The organism is Halobacillus yeomjeoni (assembly GCF_020171525.1).
Lineage (GTDB): Bacteria > Bacillota > Bacilli > Bacillales > Halobacillaceae > Halobacillus > Halobacillus yeomjeoni.
This window is the reverse complement of sequence record NZ_JAIVAI010000002.1, coordinates 245,964-263,511: the sequence shown is the minus strand read 5'-3', so window position 1 is coordinate 263,511 and position 17,548 is coordinate 245,964. Positions and strand designations below refer to the sequence as shown.

Sequence of the window (17,548 nt, the reverse complement as noted above, 5' to 3'; positions counted from 1 at the left end):
CTTTTCGTGTTTATGCGTTTTTCTGCATGAATGGATTTGTGTGAGGGGTATACTATGATAAGATGAAGAAAACGAGGCGAGGAGTCAGAGGATTATGCTTAAACAAGAACGTCAACAGAAAATCATCGATATCCTCGATGAAGAACACAAAGTGATCGCCAGTGATTTGAGTAAGCGATTGTCGGTCTCTGAGGATACGATCCGTAGAGATTTGAAAGAACTCGACAGCCAAGGGGTCATCAAAAGGGTCCATAGCGGAGCCCTCCGGAAAGGGCCTCCTGTCGAGGATTTTTCCACGAGACAGAACATCTTCCATGAATCGAAATCCAATTTAGCTTCGAAAGCGCTCGATTTTATCAAAGACGATATGGTTATCATCATTGATGGAAGTACGACGAACTTGCAGCTCGTGAACCAGCTGCCTTTATCATTGAAGGGGACGATCATCACGAACAGTCCGCCGATCGCGATGGCCCTGACCAATCACCAGGATGTTGAAGTGATCATGATCGGAGGCACGTTGTTCAAGCAATCGATGGTCAACTTGGGAATCGATACGCATGAAGCGCTGAATAACATGCGTGCGGATTTATACATCATGGGCATTTATAAAATCGACCCTGAAATCGGCATCAGTGTTCCGAGTCTGGCCGAGGCCCTGGTGAAGAGGAAGATGGAGTCGATTTCGAATGAAACGATCGGCATGGTCACGAAAGATAAGCTTGACACGATTTCCAATCATATCGTCTGTCCGTCGAATCATCTCACTTATTTGATTACGGAAGGTGTTAATGAAGAGATTAAGAAGTTATATGAGAAACAGAAGATTACGATCATTGATTGATCGTATGGATGGAAGGTGCTTGTTCCTGGAAGGGGGCAGGCATTTTTTGTTTTAAGGTGACCAGCGGGCTTCCTTTTTTATTTTTCCTACATAGGATATTAAAAAAAGCAAGGAGAAAGCGGGATGTCTCATCAACGGATAAAGTCAGGGAACCATCTTCTGTTTGTGACCGAACCAGGCGGACATATCGTTCGGTCGGGGAAACCTGTTGAAGTGACGGAGGACTTGAGTGAAGGTATTCAGGTTCAGCCCTTTTACACGATCCGGATTGTCGGGGGCAACCGGGTGATCTCAGAAGGTGCGGTCACGTTCAAGCTCATCATGAAGATCAACCGAGTCAGCTTCCTGGTGCTGGATACGCTGACGCTTGAGCCGGGGGAGCAGTTCACAAGGACGTATGATGTTCCGGGCTTGATGCTTGCCATCAAAGCGGAAGGGGAGCATGGGGCTGGACTGAATGCGGTGGATGTGGCAGTGTTCGGGTACAAATTTTGAGATGTGAAAAATGCCTGCCCCCTTGGGTTAATCTTTAACCTGAGGGGGAGGGCATTTTTTTATTTTTCATGAAGTAATGGTTTTGAAAAGTTTGTAACTGAAATTTCATACACCATCATTCACGGTTATGAATCCCATGAAATCAACGTTTTTATCGATTTTGATATGTGTGGATTGTCCATAATTGAACGAGGCGGAATAAAGAAGTTTAGCGGCTCTATTCAACGGAAATCAGAGGGATACGAAACATGAAAATTCAGGGGAGAGCAGCTTCTGAAATCAATCAACAAAAGAAAGGAATATGCATATGTTCGGCTTCACGGATATCATCAAATTACTCCTGTCCGCCTTTATCATTCTGCCGACGGTTTCTATTATTAGAGAAGTCGGATATCTCGTCGTCACGCACCTGTTCGGTGTGAAAAGTTCAAAAGTTACCGTCGGTTGTGGGCCTGTCCTGTTCCGGCTCGGTGTCTTTGAAATAAGAAAATATTATTTCATGTATAGCTGGTGCAGTCATACGGAAATCGAATCAAACAATCGCTGGGTGCATCTCTTGATTTATGCTTCCCCTATCATCAGTACGATTGCGGCAGCGGTATTGGTCAATTCGATGGCTCATGCTGGTTGGCTGCAGCCGCAGGGTTTCTGGGAACAGTTCATCTTTTATGCGCTCTATTTCCTTTTGTTTGATGTGCTGCCGATTTATTATCCGGATGGGAAGCCGAGCAATGGAAGGGTCGTGTATGACCTGCTGCGACATCACCAGCTCCCTGATTTTCAACGTCAAAGCTATTAAGTGAAGTCCATTTTGCTTGATAATTCGTATCGTAGCCGTTTTCTAATATAAGAGCCCCCTTCATAAGGGGGCTTTTACTGGTTTATTCACTTTCTTGTTTACGGAGAGTGATTTCTTCTTCGATATCACTAGTCATTATTGTCATGTTTAAAGAATTTAAGTTTTCAAGTTCTTCTTTTTCAAAATCTGTCATTGTTAGTGCCTCGACTGTGGTCTCCGCTTCGATCGTCATGGTTTTTTCAAGTTCAAGTTTTGGAACAGAAATTTTAATCTCCTGTGAAGAAGGATTTCCTTTAGGTTGTAACGTTATAGAGTGTTTAGCTTGAAAACTTTTCTCGATGTCGAAAAACATCCCTTCAATATCATGAGTGATGATATAATCACCCGTTTCCTTTTCAAAGGTATATGTATATGGGATTTTTTCCTGTCCATCTACATTTGTACCTGTCTTCTCATCTTCTTGACATCCGACGATAAATAAAAGCGAGATCAAGAGTAAGACTAGTTTTTTCATTTGAATCCTCCTCCTTTAGCAAGTCTGAGCGTATCAAATAAAGTCTATATGAAAAAGAGGACTAAAGCCCCCGGGTTTTAAAAAGGGTTCGGAATCAAGTAAAAATACCTGCTCCCGATGTGAGAATCACAGTTGGAAGCAGGCATTTTTCACCTTACAGCTGAAAACCCTTTATTCAATTCCCTTAAAGTCTCCTCATAATCAGCGGTTTTTCTTACATTCTCGATGATGAATCCACTCTTCGGATACGTCGGCATCCGCTTCAGACTGAATGATAAATCCTGCTCGGGCACATCATACTCGATGTTTTTCGCGAAAAATTCGAAGAAAGAACTCATGACCAAAACGGTCAGCCATTCCCCGGCACAGCGGTGTCCGGTGTGATGATCGCCTCCGCCTTGTGGTACGAAAGCGAAGGGACTGCCCTGCCAGTTGTCGAACCGTTCCGGGATGAATGCATTCGGGTCATCCCAGCTGTCCGGGTGGCGGTTCGTTCCGAAGAGATCGAGCACGACCCGTGTGTTTTTCTTGAATTCATAGCCTTTCCATAGGAAGGGTTTATCCACTTTTGCGATCATTGCCGGCACGAAAGGATAGTAGCGGCGTGTTTCCTGGGCGAACCAGTGACCGTAAGAGTCGGGGCCGTTTTTCAATTTTTCTGCGGTCTCCGGGTGTTGGTGCATAGCGAGCGCGCCAAGGATCAGGAAATAGGCTGTAGCGAGAAGGGGGCGGAACGAGTTGCTCAACTCGACAGCCGCGGTCTTCGTATCCCATTTCTTCCCGTTCGTTTCGCGGTGGTGAGCCATGATATAGGCGGCTGTATTCGGCTCAGGGTTGAGCTTCCCTTTACGGACGTCTTTGATTATTTTTTCCAGCCATGCCTGATGGCTGTCCCGTGCTTTTTTCCCTTTGCGGAAGCGGGAGAGGGAGCCACCGAAGGAATCGATCATATCGATCATTTCTGTCGTCCGCTGCTTCACTTCACTTTCCTGGAGCGGGACACCGGCCCATTCACAGCCTGCACGTGTGAGGATTTCCTGCATTTCATCAAAAAGAACCACTTGGTCGCGATGCTCCCATTCATCCACTTTCGCATCCAAATGTTTCAGAGCCATCTGCTTCAACTCTTCGACACGATCAGGCGTGAACATGGAAAGGAACGTGCGCTTCCGGTTGCGGTGGGCTTCACCGTCCATCCCGTGGAGACTTCCTTCACCGAACAGCGACATTTTTAACGGCTTCGGCATTGCTCCTTCACGTTTGAATTTTTCTGTATCATAGAAGATTTCTGCCGCTTCCTCTCCAGCGATGCAGACTGCTTTCTTTCCAAGCAGACGGGTTTCGAATAAATCCGATCCCAGTTGATCCCGCTGTCCCGGTAAGAATTCAAATCCTTCATCGATGAGGGAAAACGTTTGATCCCATTGTTCGGCGCGTGGGATGGTTTTGTTTTTTGTCATGTATACCTCTCCTCTAAACTCTATGTAATTTATACTGGTCATCTATTACCCTTGTGGGGGGCTGGGCAAACTCAATCGCCCTCTGTAAAAACGCTTACAAAAATGGTAGAATAGAAGTACAGCAGGTTCTTGAAAATCATAGGAGGGTTTCCCGATGACGGTAAAAATACTCGTTGCTTATGATGGTAGTGAGTGCAGTCAGAGAGCTCTATGGGAAGTGAAAAATCAGGCCCCGCACGCTGAAGACAAAGAAGTGCACATCGTTCAAGTCGCCAGCCCTGATGGTCCTTCCACTTTCGCCGCGGTATCGAATGAAATCGCGAAGGAAATGGCGGCCACCATGGAAGATGGGATGGAAGATATCAAGCGGGAACTTGCTGAAGAAGATTTCCGGGTGTTGACGAAAGTGCTTGCCGGTAAAGGCAACCCGGGGGAAAGTATTTGTAAATATGCAGAGGAACAGGACATGGATTTGATCATTATCGGTAACCGCAGTCTCGGAAATGTGAAGCGGTTGTTCCTGGGTAGTGTGAGTAACAATGTCGTCCAGAATGCGACGTGTCCGGTTTTAGTGATGAAATAAATGTAGAAGAAAGACCAAGGGTTTCATTCCTTGGTCTTTTTGAATGGGTGCTGAGACGTGCTTAAAACTCTCTCCAGCTTTCATCTCCCATAATTCTTTTAATTATTGCATGCCCTTCCCATATAGCAGCAACCTCCAATCCTTCACACTCGTCTTCGGTAGAATCATAAATTTCACCCTTATGATAGATCGAGGACCCTTTCGATATAACATCAAATATACAAGAAGGAGGAGACCAGGCACTTTCCTCATCTTCAAATGGACGATAATCAACTTTCGGCCATTCTCCAGATTTCACTACATCATCATACACACCTACAATGAATTGGAATTCTTCTTTCTGGGGTAAGTCATTGTAATCTTTTCCTATGTATTTATAAATACCTATCCCGGCATCGTTGAATATTTTCCCGAATGCGAATGTATCATCCGGCAATGGGATCGCCAATACATCACCGGTCTTAATCCGCTGTCTCTTTGGCATTACAGTACACTTCTTTTTTTGGTTTCTGAGTGATATGATAATCTTTTTAACTTCCACTGCCGCTTAATTTAAATCTATCAATGACTAAAGAGTAGAGCCGATAAATTCCCACACCAATAACAGCACTTAAAGTGTTCAGAATTATATCGTCGACATCCGTTGCCCTGCCAACACCGGCTCTTTGAGTGAATCCGGTAAGGGTGTAGGTTTGAATAAGTTGCGCTGATTCGATAAAAAGTGTAGTGATAAATAGGCTGATGACTACTTTTTTACTGCTTTGGACTATTCTTAAATGCAACAAGGCGAAGGCGAATGGAGTAAGCAATAATAGGTTGCCGAGCAGCTGCACATATTTGGGTAGAACAAACAGGTGATCATTCAGCGTACCCAAAATTGAGGCAAAAGGTATCAAGTTTAAATTTTCTTCTGTCAATCCGAAATCACCGTGGTAATTATTCATATTGAAAAATTCAACACTTAGGTACAGGACATATTGATATAAGACAAATATGTAGAGGATAAACAGGATGAAAATCAGATACTTGAATTTTGTATCAACCTTACTTTTTGAGCCTATCATCAATGCGGCTGAGAACGGTATGATCCAGTTTGCAATTGATGTAGGCAGGGAGGTCTGACTCATCGCAAATATTAAATAGAATATGGATACGACGACGGTGGTGCTTAACAATAGTTTTTGTTTACTTTCATTTTCCATTTCATCACCTGAACAAATTATTCATTTGGATTTGTACCTTTGAGTTTGTATATAAAAAAGACAACTGTATTGATTCTAGTAAAATTCATCCAGGTTTTTCAATGTTATTAAGAATTCTCCTAACATTTTTCTATACCAAACAGGTCTGTCGTTACAGGAATACAAATTGAAAGCTGAAAATTATAAACTTTTTTAGTAGAAAAACTAGAATTTTGGAAAATTTATGATATTCTAGTAGAAACGCACAGCTTATTTTTTACGTTGTTACGAAAGCGCTTTCTATTGGTGATTTTTAATCAAAGAATAATAGATTGTGCTTTTTTCTTACCGGATAAGGAAACCGGTTTCGTTGTTTCTTTTCCGGTCACTAAACAGGGAGGATGAGTGGATGAAACGTATAGGTTTGTTGTTGGTGGTCGCTGTCTTGTCACTGATGGTGACGGTGCAGGTGTTTGCGGATGATGATGAGAAGCAGGATGCTGAGTTGTGGGAGGAGAAAGATTTCTATCCTTCAAATGATCAAGCGGCCGTTTCTTACTTGGTGTTCACAGATTTGCTTAGTCAAGCAATCGAGGGCACAGAATATGAAGAAAACGTGGTCCAGCAGATCGCTGAGGAAAAAGGATTTTGGAAAGGCAAAGGAAAAGCGGCTATTAAACATAAAGAAGCTCTGGAGTTGTTAGAGCATGTATTCCATAAACAATCATGGGAGGCAGAAACGACTAAAAATGAGAGCAAGCCAGTGAAATGGAATGAGGCGAAAGGGTACCTGAATTCAGTGGCGGATTATGTACTCACAGATGATTCCTACGAAGAAGAAAGCTTCAATGGTACAGCTCTGATCAATGAGCCAGGTGTCGAACTTGAAGGTGTGACCATCGACGGTGACTTGATCATCACTGAGGGAGCTGAAGGGGAAACCGTCTCTTTGAAGTCGACGAAAGTCAAAGGGAAGGTATATATCCAGGATAAAGTTCAGAACGAACTTGTATTGGATGAATCAGAAGTCAATCAAGTGGTCGTCTACTCGATGGGATCGGAAGCTTCAGACTGGTCTCTTGTCTGGAATGACGAATTCGTAACTAAAACCATTGATTCCTCGAAGTGGAGCTACGATACGGGGAACTGGCTTGTAGACGAAGATGGCAATGGTGTTTCTCCGGGGTGGGGAAACAATGAGCAGCAATACTATACCGATTCTTCGAAAAACTCATTTATTGATGATGGAAATTTAGTCATCAAAGCAATTAAGGAAAAAAGTCCAGTTACGGATGAATACGGTTCTTACGACTATACATCCGCCAAGTTGAAAACTAAAGGACTTTTCAGTAAAAAATATGGTAAGTTCGAAGCCCGCATGAAGCTTCCAGAAGGACAAGGGTATTGGCCTGCTTTTTGGATGATGCCTGAAGATAGTGTGTATGGAACGTGGCCGGCTTCTGGTGAGATTGACATCATGGAAGCGGCAGGGGATGATACGAGCACGATCGGCGGAACGATCCACTATGGTCAGGAATATCCGTTGAATACGTATCGTGGCAAGGAATACCATTTCCCTGAAGGGGAGGACTATACGGGTTACCACACGTACTCCGTGGAGTGGGAACCTGGTGAAATCCGCTGGTATGTCGATGGGGAGCTATACCAGACGTTGAACAATTGGTTCAGCAAAGGTCCTGATCAGGCAGCCAATTATACATTCCCGGCACCTTTTGACCAGCCGTTCTATATGATTCTCAACCTGGCTGTCGGTGGCTGGTACGGTGGTAATGCAGATGAAACCACACCGTTCCCTGGAAAAATGAAAGTCGACTATGTACGCGCGTATGAATTGACAGGGCGTGACTACAAAGAGCCGGTTGAACCGAGCACGAATCTTGAACCTCTTCCGGAAGAAGCGAAACAGCCGGCGGAAGATGGCAACTTGATCTATGACACGTCTTATGAAAAAGGCTTCGCGATCGTTGATGAGAATACAGATACGATGGATGAGACATACTGGAACTTCCTGACTCTACCTGATTTCGGAGGGCAGGGCAGCATCAGTACCGAAGTCATCGATGGAACGACGTTTGCAAAAACTGAAATTACCCAGCCGGGAAATGCTCTATGGGCACTGCAGCTTATCCAAAAGCTTTCCATCGGCGAGGGACGCAGCTATAAAGTGACCTTCGATGCGAAGTCCGATGCCAATCGTACCATCATGACAAAAGTATCCGGAGGAGCTGAGCGTGGATATGCGAATTATTCCGGTGAGCAGACAATCGAACTGACGGATACGGTTCAGACGTATGAATATACGTTCAAGCATAATCAGGATAATGATTTGGCTGCTCGTCTCGAGTTCAATATGGGATCCGTTTCTACGAATCCGGTTTGGATCGGGAATGTGAGAATCGAAGAAATTACAGGTCAGGAACAGGAGTCCAATCAAAAAGAGCCATTAGCAGATGGCAATCACATTTACAATGGAACTTTCGACCAAGGGGATTTCAGCCGCATGGTTTACTGGGATTTCGCGACTCAAAACGGCGCAGATGCTGTAGCATCCGTCGATCCGGATGATCGTTTCCTACACATCGACGTATCGGATGGAGGCACGAACCCTGAAGATATCCAGTTGAAACAGACAGGACTTCAGTTCCTTAAAGGCAATACGTATGAATTGACGTTCCGTGCCAAAGCGGAACAAAGTGGAGAAACAGCAGTGATTGATTTCATCAGCAGCGATGGAGCTACATCTTACTCCGGACAGAAATCGGTTTCCCTGGATGCAGATTGGAACACGTATACCGTACCATTCGAAATGACAACAGAAACCACAGATCTTGAAGGTCAGCTGTTGATTCACCTCGGAGGAGCAGTTTCGGATATTTCAATTGATGATGTCCGTTTGATTCAGACTTCAAGCTACATCGATTATGACAATGTGGATATGAATCCGTTGAGCAACGGAGACTTCTCCGCAGGAATGGATGGGTGGTCCTCGTATATCCATAACGAGGGTGCAGTTGCTTCAGTGGATGTCCAGCAGGAAGTGTTGAAGGTTGATATCACAAACGGAGGTAAATATGCTTGGAGTGTACTTGCAGAGCATCCTGCCCTATCTCTTACCAAAGGTGTCACGTATCAGCTGACGTTTGATGCGAAGTCGACAGTTTCTAGAGATATGGAAGTTACAGTTGAAAATGCCGGGTACCACAGATTTTTTGAAAAAGTGATTTCTCTTACCCAGGATTACCAAACGTTCACGTATCAATGGGATATGCCAGCTGATGACGAAGTCTCCTTGAAGTTTTTAATGGGACTTGTCAGCGATGCCCATACCATCGAAATCGACAACGTCCAGTTGGAGGTTGTCGTACCTGAATAAATCTAGTAAGGAACGTCTGTGTTTCAGGCGTTTCTTTTTTATTTTTGGTGTAAGTTAAAAATGAGGGAACATCATAGTTAACGGGTTCTAAACTCTAAATAAAATACTCTTAAGGATGTTTCGAGCACATCTCAATCGTATGGGGACCGGGAAAACGGGGAGACTCCTGTGGGAGGTACATGATCGGTGAGATCCCGGAAGGCTGGAAGCCTGAGGAAGCTCACCACATGCCCACGGAAAGCGAGTCGTTTTCCCGGTCCTCATTTACTGACAAAATTCTCGAAACAAATGATTTTAAAATTCAATCAATTTTATTGACACCTTCTGGTTGGTGTTATAAGATGGGCAACATCCATCAACAAAACAATTTCATAGTCTTCTTATCCAGAGAGGTGGAGGGACTGGCCCTTTGAAACCTCGGCAGCGGGACTGATGATAATCATCATAAACTGTGCCAATTCCAGCAGGTGCATGAATGCACATGAAAGATAAGAAAAGACGGCATGCCATACATACGAGAGCCCCTCTTCTTATTTTTGAGAAGAGGGGCTTTTTTGTACCCGATAATAGAAAGGTGGAGGTTGGAATGAAACGGACATTGGAACAGCGCTTGGAAGACGGACCGGTCATATGCGGGGAAGGTTATTTGTTTGATTTGGAGCGACGGGGATATTTGCAGGCAGGTTCATTTGTCCCGGAAGTGGCTTTGGAGGATCCCGATGCGTTGAAGCAGACGTACCGGGATTTCATGAAAGCCGGGTCTGATGTGGTGCTCGCTTTCACTTATAATGCGAACCGGGAAAAATTGAAGCTGATTGGAAAGGAAGACAAGTTGGAGCCCTTGAACCGTTCGGCGATCCGCCTGGCGAAGGAGGTTGCGGCGGAACACCCGACGGAGGAGGCGCTTGTGGCCGGGAATATCTCCAATACGAACCTTTTCGACCATGAAGATGAGGAGTCCAAGCAATCCGTCCGCAGCATGTTCGCTGAAATGGTCGGCTGGTGCAGGGAGGAGGGCGTCGATTTTGTGAATGGCGAGACGTTCTATTACTACGAGGAAGCGAGCATCGCTTTAGAAGAAATTCAAAAGCAGGGCTTCTCCGCGGTCATTACGCTCGGGCTGATGGAAGAAGGCGTCCTTAAAGACGGGTATACGGTAGAAGAAGCGTGCCGGCTGTTGGAAGAACAGGGGGCACTGGTCGTAGGGTTGAACTGTTTCCGTGGCCCGGCCACGATGCAGCCGTTTATAAATAAAATCAGACAGACGTGTGACGGGTACGTAGGCGCTCTGCCTGTTCCCTACCGGACGACGGAAGAAAACCCGACGTTCTTCACGCTTTCAGACAGCGGATGTTCCTGTTGTCCGCCGCTCGAAACCCCTTATCCGACAGCCTTGGATCCGTTGATGTGCAACCGTTATGAACTTTCGCAGTGGGCGAAAGAGGCGTATGACTCCGGGGTGAATTATTTCGGGCTGTGCTGCGGTGCGTATCCGAGCATGCTCCGGCAAGTGGCGGAAACAGTCGGCCGTGAAGCGATCAATTCGAAGTATTCTCCGGATTTGGAAGGTGAATACAATAGTGTCGCCAGCAATCTTTGAATGGTTCAATTCTCATCTAAAGAAAAAATTCTTGTAGGAGAATATATTTTACTGATTTAAATTGACAAAGTATTAAAGCTGTACTATGATGAGCAACATCAACCAAATAACGAAATACAAATCTTCTTATCCAGAGAGGTGGAGGGACTGGCCCTTTGATACCTCGGCAGCGGGACTGATGATTCATCATCAGAAACTGTGCCAATTCCAGCAGGTGCTTTTCGGAGCACATGAAAGATGAGAAGAGACGGTATCTCATACATATGAGAGCCCCTCTTCTTATTTTTTTATAAGAAGAGGGGCTTTTTTTGTTCGTTAGGTGAGAAGGGGGAAGAAGATGATTGAATTTGATGGTGTGTCGAAGGTTTATCAAGCCGGCGGCCATGAGCTGCGGGCGGTCGATGAGGTTGATTTGACGATTAGAAAAGGAGAGATCTTCGGCGTGATCGGGTTCAGTGGTGCAGGAAAGAGTACGCTGGTGAGATTGGTCAATCTGTTGGAACGTCCTACATCAGGCAGAGTGGTCGTGGATGGAGAGGACTTGACCCGGCTGTCGAAGCCGAAGCTGAGAAATGTACGAAAACGGATCGGTATGATCTTTCAGCACTTCAACCTTCTGGAGTCGAAGACCGTCCGTCATAATGTCGCTTTTCCACTTGCGATTTCGGGAGTTCCTAAAAGAGAACTTCAGGCGCGGGTGGAGGAAATCCTTGAGTTCGTCGGATTGTCGGATAAAGCCGATCAGTATCCGGAAGAACTATCCGGAGGGCAAAAACAGCGGGTGGGCATCGCCCGGGCACTTGCGACTTCACCGGATATCCTCTTATGTGATGAAGCGACTTCAGCTCTCGATCCGGAGACGACGAAATCGATTTTACGTCTCTTGAAACGTGTCAGGGATGAGTACAACATCACCATTCTCATGATTACCCATGAGATGAATGTCGTCAGGGAAATCTGCGACCGGGTGGCGGTGATGGAGAATGGAAAGGTCATTGAAAAAGGAACCATCTTTGATCTGTTCTCCTCTCCTAAGCACCCAACCACCCAAAATTTCGTCCGGACCGTGATGGAGAACGAGATTCCGGCTTCGATTTTGGAAGGCATTGAAAGGAGGGGATCCGAACGAAATATTTACCGGATTACGTTTATCAATGAGCACGCCGGAGAGCCGATTCTCTCCCGGGTTGCAAAACAATTCCAAGTTGAAGTGAATGTCCTGTTCGGCCAAATCACGGAGCTTCAAGGAACTCCTTTCGGTCATCTGGTAGTTGAGCTGCAGGGAGAAGACAAGGAAATTTTACGAGCGATCGATCACATTCAATCGAACGTATCGATACAGGAGGTGGAAGCACATGCAGGTTAATTTAGCTGACTTTTGGCCGCGGATCTTAGAAGCGACCAACCAGACATTGCTCATGGTCGGAATTTCGCTTTTGCTTGCGACCTTGATTGGTCTTCCGCTTGGAATCATTCTCGTCGTGACGAGAGGAGGGGGGCTTCTTGAAAACCGGTCGGTGTTCAACGTATTCAGTACGGTCGTCAACTTTTTCCGTTCCATTCCATTCATTATTCTGCTCGTTGCGATTCTACCGTTCACGCGGCTGATTGTCGGGTCATCGATTGGAACAGCGGCCGCTGTCGTCCCGCTCGTCATTTTTTCTGCTCCGTACATTGCTAGATTGGTAGAGAGCAGTCTGCTGGAAGTGAAGCCTGGGGTGGTTGAGGCAGCAGAAGCGATGGGAGCGACGCCCTGGCAGATCATATGGCGTGTGTACATACCTGAAGCGCTCAGTTCGATCACCCTGAACTTGACGATTGCGACCATCGGCCTCGTAGGAGCATCTGCGATGGCGGGCTTTGTCGGAGGAGGAGGTCTTGGAGATTTGGCGATTTCATATGGCTATCAGAGATTTGAAACCGACATCATGATTGCAACCGTACTTTTACTCGTCTTGATCGTTCAAGTCACGCAAACGATCGGAACTTTTATATCTAAAAAAATTCGTAGACAATAGGAGGAAAAAGAAATGAATAAATTTATAATCGTTATTACCCTTATCCTGGCAGCTGTTTTAACCGGGTGTTCTCAAGAAGGAGAAGCGGAAACGAAAGAGAAGCAAGTGGTCAAAGTAGGATTGAATGGCTCTGGTGTACCGATCTGGGAAAAAATCAAGGAGAAGGCAGCCGAAGAGAATATTGAGATTGAACTGGTTGAGTTCGCTGACTACGTCCGTCCGAACATCGCCCTTGCTGATGGTGATATCGATTTGAATGCATTCCAGACGGTGAGTTATTTCGATGCCTTCATCAAAGAACGGAATTTGGATTTAGCACCGGTCGGGACAACGTTGATTGCGCCGATGGGCATCTACTCGGACAAGTATGAGGATGTCTCCAATATCCCGGAAGGCAGCTCCATCGCGCTCCCGAAAGAAGCGACGAACATGGGCCGTGCCCTGCTGCTTCTTGAAAAATCCGGGCTGATCGGACTGCCGGAAGATTTTGATGGGAATGGCTCGATTGATAAAATCGAGGAGAATCCCAAGAACTTGACGTTTGAACCGATTGTCGCTGCCCAGACGCCGAGAGTACTGCCGGATGTTGCCGCTTCTATTATTAACAACGGGGTAGCGGTAGAAGCTGGATTTGTCCCTGTCGATGATGCAGTTTTCATCGAGGATGATACTGCCCAGCCATACATCAACATTATTGCGGCGAGAGCCGATGAAGCAGATAAAGAAGTCTATCAAACAATTGTAGACCTCTATCAAGAAGAGGATGTCGCCAATCATATCAGAGACGTTTACAATGATTCATTGATTCCTACATTCGTCCCGCTTGAGAAGATTGGCTGGTAAATTGAATCTATTAAAAAAACGCACGAAGAAAAAATTCTTCGTGCGTTTTTTATGTCAGGTCTATACCAAGGAAGAACCCTCTTCTTCCTCCGTTTGATAGTTTTCTTTTGACTCATCATACAAGACGAGAAGATAGAGCGGCATCGGAAGTAGGAAGACAAATTGAAAAATCATGCCGATGAGCGGAATTCCCGCAAGTATACCGACGATCAGACCGACAATCAGCAGCACAAGCCACTTCTTCTTCAAGAATGAAAAATAGTTTTTCCACACATTCTGCTTCTCGTAAAATGCGATATAAATGAGAGGTGAAGAAATGGCGATCACTAGATAGGTCAGAACGGTAAAGACGAAGTTGATTGCAGGCTCCATACCTGGTCCCTGGCTCCCAAACATAAACCCACCGAATAAGAATAGGAGGCCAAGTGGAATAAGTAACACCATGATTAAAACCGTCATTAATAAAGAAAAGGCCACTAGACGCCAGAAATAACGGAGACCGTTTTTGAAGAAGCTTTTAAACCCTTGGAATTTACCAAGCTTCACTACATCCACAAACGAACCGATCATTGCGGCTTGTGAATAAATCCCAATGGCCAAAGCTAAGACGAAGGCACCGATGATGAAGGGGACGAATGTCAACAACTGCCCCGGGTCCGTTTCAATCATTCGGAAGGATAAGCCGTTTCCTAACAACCATGCGACAGCGAATCCACCAATTCCAATAAAAATGAGAAACTGCATTCCCAGAATCATCAGTGCAGGGACGTACCCTTTATTTGAAAATAAGTCGGTTACAAACCGCTTCCATGCAAAATTCATACTACACTCCCTTTCTTTCTGTCATCTTCAATTCCATTCATCACCGATTGTGCAGTTCATAGAAAGGGAAGAAGACGCAAACGGTGAACATTGTATCATTTCACTTATAGAATTGATACGAGAGACTCTGTGAAAGTTTTTCCAATTCGTTATCATATTCAACCTTGTAGTGACTGTATAGGTATATTCCCGCTGTTCAGTGGACACTCTTATACTAAAACACTGAAAAAGGTGATTCTATGAACGGCATCCGCAAACCTCTTTTACAAGAAACGCTCTATTTATGTACAGATCAGTGGGTTTACCGTGTTATCATCCATTATTGTTATAAACGCTATAAAGGTTCTGACGGCTATGTAACCCCTGAAGAATTACTAGAATACCTGCAGGGGACCGATGAGTTTGAGAATTATAGTTTAGAAGAAGTCGTGCATGATTTGAAAGCATTGGAACTTCTGGGGAACCTGGTTTCAACGAGCGAACAGCATGAAACGGAAAAGTCGGAGGAAAAGAGTGAGGTCAGGTATAAGGTGAGTGAAGTGACGGTCGGTTTCCAGAAAGTCATTGAACAGTTGGAGTCTACTAAAATGGAGAAGCATGCTATATAAAAAACCTGGATAACCGGGAAATAGGGGAACAAATATTGCTCTAAATAAGGGTGGCCACGATGTTGTTTCGTGGTCACCCCTTTTTTATAAAAAACATACTTACAACATCCATTCACCAGACTGCCACAAATCATACAAAAGGTTCTCTGATTCTCCTGTATTTCCATTGATGACGAACGTTTTGGTCAGGTACTTGGTGTCGACTTCCACCTCCCAGAGTGGAAGATAAACGATACTGGTTTCTTTGATTTCATACCTGGGTTTTTTCAAGATGTAATTCCGGTTGATTTGTTTTTCTTGAATATTTACAACATACTTGCTCAATAAATCCTGCTTTGTGATTCTTGCCTTCTTCACCTTTGATTCCGATACTTCTTTCTCGTTGATAGGGGGGACATTAGGGAATAATCCCCGATATCCCGAAACCGCATCGATAAAAGCCATATTCGGTTTTACTTTAGGTGGGAAGGGCTTCCGATCAGCGATGATGAGCATCTTTACGATCCACATAGGGTGGTAAAGTTTCTCTTTTTTCACGATCCCATTTTCTAATGTTTCTTTCGTTACATTACGATTCATTTTCAGTGAGGGCTTCAAGTTTTTATACATGTACTCTGGTAATTCTTGTTCTGTTACGGTTTCTTCTCCTAAAATGTTCACGTTCATTCTGTCACCTTCTTAAGCGTCAATATCCATATGGTATCGGTCCACTTGCATTTGTTTCTCTTTCGTCGGTGGTTCGGTCATTAAACTGACCACAATCGTCAATATCGCGGAAACTGGAGCAGACACTAAGTGTTCAGACACCAATGCGAATGGGAGGAGGGCCATAACGATGAATGTGATCGTTCCTCCAAGCATACCGGCTAAAGCTCCAGCGGTATTGGCACGCTTCCACCACAATCCGAGGACAAGAGGGAAGCCGAATGCCGATAACATCGCTCCGCTGACCCAGCCGACCATGACTGCAATCAATTGAGGTGGATCGATGGCAAAGATGATTCCTACGATACTGGCCAGGATCATGACGACAAGTCCCAGGCGTGTCACCGCTTTTTCTGAAGCATCTTTATTGATATGTTCTTTATAAATGTCATGCGCGATTCCTGCTGCTACGGCTAATAACATAGCATCAGCAGATGACATGATGGCTGCTAAGAGTCCTGCTAACATCACGCCGGCTAACAGAGCGGGCATGTAATGTTCAATGACCGATATGAAGATCATGTCCTGGTTCTCAAGCGAGTCTGCTATTCCAAGGCTTGCCCCAGCTGAGGCAATGACAAAACCGAAAATAAAGACGGTCACATAAAGGAAGCAGGCTCCGAGAGCTGATCTTCGCGCTGTCTTTGCATCACGAGCAGCAAAGTTTCTCATAACGGCGGAAGGAGATACCACTCCGAACCACAAAAAGGCGATGAATAATCCGAAGTAGGACATCCAAGGCTGCGTCATAGAGCCGAATTGGGGATCGACCGCTAAGGCGTCTTGAATTAACGTTGCCATCCCGCCGTGGTCCATCAGGATGATGATGGCCAGAATGAACATGCCGATCACCATCACAGCTCCCTGGATCAAGTCTGTATATGTAATCGCCCACATACCACCAAGGGCGGCATATAAGGTGAAGCCTAATCCTAAGACGATGACTGCCGTGACGTAATCGATGCCTAATACATAAGATCCAATCAGTCCTGAAGCAGTCAATTGAGGAATCATATAAAAAGTCATGCTCAGGACGACTAAGATTGCAGCTACGATTTGAACGGATTTTCCATATCGATGTTTGAAGAATTCCGGAAGGGTTTTTACGCCGGTTCTTCTGATTTGTCCGGAAATTAAAAACATGGCAAAAGACGGGATGGCTACTGCACCAAAACCGTAGGCAAGTAAAAACGGCACGCCAAGTGCAACGCCTGAACCTACGGCACCCATCAATGAACTCGAACTCGCGACAGCTGCGAAAAACGCAAACGACCCTACAAAACTATTGATCTTCCCTCCAGCAGTCCAATAGTCTCCTTCCGAGGAGTGGGCGCGTTTGGCAAACCATATTCCTATGATCGTCATGATTCCTAAGTAAATGGCTAATATCGTTGTTTCCATTATTTGCACGGGTTATCACTCCTTCACAACACATTTCTATTATTGGTTTCTTCGGCTTGCTCGGCTTCTTTTTTCTCTAATTTCTCCATCCAAATGACATAAGTCACGGTCAATCCCAACCAGATGAAGAAGCAGGCAAACATCGCCCAACCTGCTAATGAAATCCCGGCGATGAATGTTTCGGTAGGCCACCATATCCAAAAGATCAAAGAGATGATGGAAAGGGAAATCACCATGATGATGCCGGGGTCCTTCCATTTTTTCCGAGTCATTTTCTTCAT

Annotated in this window: 18 protein-coding genes and 2 riboswitches; of the genes, 10 read left to right on the top strand and 8 right to left on the bottom strand. The window is 45.2% G+C overall.

Going from position 1 to position 17,548, the window contains the following annotated elements:
* Positions 1–94: 94 nt before the first annotated feature.
* From LCL89_RS09505 to LCL89_RS09495, 3 genes are all read left to right on the top strand, one after another.
* The gene (locus LCL89_RS09505; RefSeq protein ID WP_197317985.1) at positions 95–844 is read left to right on the top strand and encodes a DeoR/GlpR family DNA-binding transcription regulator; all 750 of its coding nucleotides are present in this window, start codon (positions 95–97) and stop codon (positions 842–844) included.
* Positions 845–967: 123 nt separating this feature from the next.
* The gene (locus tag LCL89_RS09500) at positions 968–1,339 is read left to right on the top strand and encodes a hypothetical protein (protein WP_197317984.1); all 372 of its coding nucleotides are present in this window, start codon (positions 968–970) and stop codon (positions 1,337–1,339) included.
* 307 nt (positions 1,340–1,646) lie between these two features.
* Complete coding sequence (locus LCL89_RS09495; RefSeq protein ID WP_224809892.1) at positions 1,647–2,138, top strand: hypothetical protein; 492 nt, start codon at positions 1,647–1,649, stop codon at positions 2,136–2,138.
* Positions 2,139–2,220: 82 nt separating this feature from the next.
* On the opposite strand, the gene LCL89_RS09490 is transcribed toward LCL89_RS09495, so the two are convergent.
* Both LCL89_RS09490 and LCL89_RS09485 read right to left on the bottom strand, forming a co-directional pair.
* On the bottom strand, positions 2,221–2,652 hold the full coding sequence (locus LCL89_RS09490) for a hypothetical protein (RefSeq protein WP_224809891.1): 432 nt from the start codon (positions 2,650–2,652) through the stop codon (positions 2,221–2,223).
* 149 nt (positions 2,653–2,801) lie between these two features.
* A complete protein-coding gene (locus LCL89_RS09485; protein WP_224809890.1) occupies positions 2,802–4,112 on the bottom strand; it encodes a cytochrome P450 in 1,311 nt (436 codons plus the stop codon).
* 154 nt (positions 4,113–4,266) lie between these two features.
* Between LCL89_RS09485 and LCL89_RS09480 the strand changes: the two genes are divergently transcribed.
* A complete protein-coding gene (locus tag LCL89_RS09480; protein ID WP_224809889.1) occupies positions 4,267–4,695 on the top strand; it encodes a universal stress protein in 429 nt (142 codons plus the stop codon).
* A 61-nt stretch (positions 4,696–4,756) separates the two neighbouring features.
* Here the strand turns inward: LCL89_RS09480 and LCL89_RS09475 are convergent, their stop codons facing one another.
* Together LCL89_RS09475 and LCL89_RS09470 are read right to left on the bottom strand one after the other, a co-directional pair.
* Positions 4,757–5,179: an Imm26 family immunity protein gene (locus LCL89_RS09475; RefSeq protein WP_224809888.1), complete on the bottom strand. Its 423-nt coding sequence runs from the start codon at positions 5,177–5,179 to the stop codon at positions 4,757–4,759.
* Positions 5,180–5,225: 46 nt separating this feature from the next.
* Complete coding sequence (locus LCL89_RS09470; RefSeq protein WP_224809887.1) at positions 5,226–5,897, bottom strand: VanZ family protein; 672 nt, start codon at positions 5,895–5,897, stop codon at positions 5,226–5,228.
* Between the two features lie 388 nt (positions 5,898–6,285).
* Here LCL89_RS09470 and LCL89_RS09465 point away from each other — a divergent pair, with 388 nt between their 5' ends.
* The 5 genes from LCL89_RS09465 to LCL89_RS09445 all read left to right on the top strand — a co-directional run bounded on the left by LCL89_RS09465 (position 6,286) and on the right by LCL89_RS09445 (position 13,731).
* Positions 6,286–9,270, top strand: a complete 2,985-nt coding sequence (locus LCL89_RS09465; protein ID WP_224809886.1) for a carbohydrate binding domain-containing protein — start codon at positions 6,286–6,288, stop codon at positions 9,268–9,270.
* Positions 9,271–9,647: 377 nt separating this feature from the next.
* Positions 9,648–9,765: riboswitch (SAM riboswitch) on the top strand.
* A gap of 91 nt (positions 9,766–9,856) precedes the next feature.
* Complete coding sequence (locus LCL89_RS09460; protein WP_224809885.1) at positions 9,857–10,870, top strand: homocysteine S-methyltransferase family protein; 1,014 nt, start codon at positions 9,857–9,859, stop codon at positions 10,868–10,870.
* Positions 10,871–10,993: 123 nt separating this feature from the next.
* Positions 10,994–11,114: riboswitch (SAM riboswitch) on the top strand.
* 93 nt (positions 11,115–11,207) lie between these two features.
* Positions 11,208–12,236, top strand: a complete 1,029-nt coding sequence (locus tag LCL89_RS09455; protein ID WP_224809884.1) for a methionine ABC transporter ATP-binding protein — start codon at positions 11,208–11,210, stop codon at positions 12,234–12,236.
* Positions 12,226–12,888, top strand: coding sequence for a methionine ABC transporter permease (locus tag LCL89_RS09450; RefSeq protein ID WP_224809883.1), 663 nt, complete (start codon positions 12,226–12,228; stop codon positions 12,886–12,888). Before LCL89_RS09455 ends, LCL89_RS09450 begins: the two co-directional genes overlap by 11 nt.
* 12 nt (positions 12,889–12,900) lie before the next feature.
* Positions 12,901–13,731 (top strand): MetQ/NlpA family ABC transporter substrate-binding protein, encoded by an 831-nt coding sequence (locus LCL89_RS09445; protein ID WP_224809882.1) that lies wholly within the window; start codon positions 12,901–12,903, stop codon positions 13,729–13,731.
* A gap of 60 nt (positions 13,732–13,791) precedes the next feature.
* Here LCL89_RS09445 and LCL89_RS09440 read toward each other — a convergent pair whose 3' ends face one another.
* Positions 13,792–14,553 (bottom strand): hypothetical protein, encoded by a 762-nt coding sequence (locus LCL89_RS09440; RefSeq protein ID WP_224809881.1) that lies wholly within the window; start codon positions 14,551–14,553, stop codon positions 13,792–13,794.
* Between the two features lie 239 nt (positions 14,554–14,792).
* On the opposite strand from LCL89_RS09440, the gene LCL89_RS09435 reads away from it, so the two are divergent.
* Positions 14,793–15,161, top strand: coding sequence for a DUF2397 family protein (locus LCL89_RS09435; RefSeq protein WP_224809880.1), 369 nt, complete (start codon positions 14,793–14,795; stop codon positions 15,159–15,161).
* A gap of 99 nt (positions 15,162–15,260) precedes the next feature.
* Here the strand turns inward: LCL89_RS09435 and LCL89_RS09430 are convergent, their stop codons facing one another.
* Genes LCL89_RS09430 through LCL89_RS09420 form a run of 3 tightly spaced genes read right to left on the bottom strand, consistent with a single transcriptional unit; the run spans position 15,261 to position 17,548 of the window.
* Positions 15,261–15,827: a hypothetical protein gene (locus tag LCL89_RS09430; protein ID WP_224809879.1), complete on the bottom strand. Its 567-nt coding sequence runs from the start codon at positions 15,825–15,827 to the stop codon at positions 15,261–15,263.
* Positions 15,828–15,839: 12 nt separating this feature from the next.
* Entirely contained in the window at positions 15,840–17,267 is a 1,428-nt protein-coding gene (locus LCL89_RS09425; RefSeq protein ID WP_224809878.1) for a sodium:solute symporter family protein, read from the bottom strand.
* Positions 17,268–17,290: 23 nt separating this feature from the next.
* On the bottom strand, positions 17,291–17,548 hold the full coding sequence (locus tag LCL89_RS09420; RefSeq protein WP_224809877.1) for a hypothetical protein: 258 nt from the start codon (positions 17,546–17,548) through the stop codon (positions 17,291–17,293).